A 1,201-nucleotide genomic window follows, 5' to 3' on the forward strand; every position below is an offset into this window, starting at 1 on the left:
TCCACCCCGACCAACCCCAACCCCAACCCACTGCGGGCAGCCGGTGGGTGAGCGACCCGGATGGGGCCCGGACGCTGTTCGACCAGCACGCCGACCACATCGCCACCACAAGGAAGCAGCAGGATCAGCTGCGGCAGCTGTGGAACGCCCTGATCGACCGTATGGACGGCGCCGGGTTCATCACCGCCAGCGAGCCAACCCTCGCCGATGCGGCATCCATACCGCAGCAGACGGTGCATAGGCGGATCGTGGCATTGCGCGGCCGTGGTCTGCTGCGGCTGGTCCGGGAAGCACACGGTGTCGTGCCGACGCGGTACGGGGTGACCGATCCGGGTCAGCCCCGGCAAGCACCGTTGCCGGCCCTTCCTGCGGGCAGCCGATGGGTGAGCGACCCGGATGAGGCCCGGACGCTGTTCGACCAGCACGCCGACCACATCGCCACCACAAGGAAGCAGCAGGATCAGCTGCGGCAGCTGTGGAACGCCCTGATCGACCATATGAACGGCGACGGGCTCATCCCCGCCAGCGAGTCAACCCTCGCCGATGCGACATCCACATCGCAGCAGACGGTGCATAGCCGGATCGTGGCATTGCGCGGCCGTGGTCTGCTGCAGCTGGTCCGGGAAAGACGCGGTGGCGTGCCGGCGCGGTACGGGGTGACCGCTCCGGGTCAGCCCCGGCAAGCATCGTTGCCGGCCCTTCCTGCGGGCAGCCGATGGGTGAGCGACCCGGATGGGGCCCGGACGCTGTTCGACCAGCACGCCGACCACATCGCCACCACAAGGAAGCAGCAGGATCAGCTGCGGCAGCTGTGGAACGCCCTGATCGACCATATGGACGGCGCCGGGTTCATCACCGCCAGCGAGCCAACCCTCGCCGATGCGACATCCACATCGCATTCGACGGTGCATGGCCGGATCGTGGCATTGCGCGGCCGTGGTCTGCTGCAGCTGGTCCAGGAAGGACGCGGTGGCGTGCCGGCGCAGTACAGGGTGACCGCTCCGGGTCAGCCCCGGCAAGCATCGTTGCCGGGCCCTGCCCCCGGACCGGACCGCCCGCAGCAGGGTGCGGACCTGTCCTGGCTGAACCACGGGGGGACGTCGCCGATGTCCGGGCCGGTACCTGCCCCGCCGGCGGGCACGGGTCTGCCCGGGCTGCCCGGGCCGCTGGACGACCCGGACGCCCTCACGGCGTCGTCCTG

Annotated in this window: 1 protein-coding gene; it reads left to right on the plus strand. The window is 70.0% G+C overall.

Going from position 1 to position 1,201, the window contains the following annotated elements; genetic code table 11:
• Nucleotides 1-47: 47 nt before the first annotated feature.
• On the plus strand, nt 48-1,201 hold a 1,154-nt coding region (locus tag V6U90_RS33460), incomplete at its 3' end, for a hypothetical protein (RefSeq protein ID WP_334445194.1).

The sequence above is a fragment of the Micromonospora sp. CPCC 206060 genome (assembly GCF_036906895.1).
Classification (GTDB): Bacteria; Actinomycetota; Actinomycetes; order Mycobacteriales; family Micromonosporaceae; genus Micromonospora.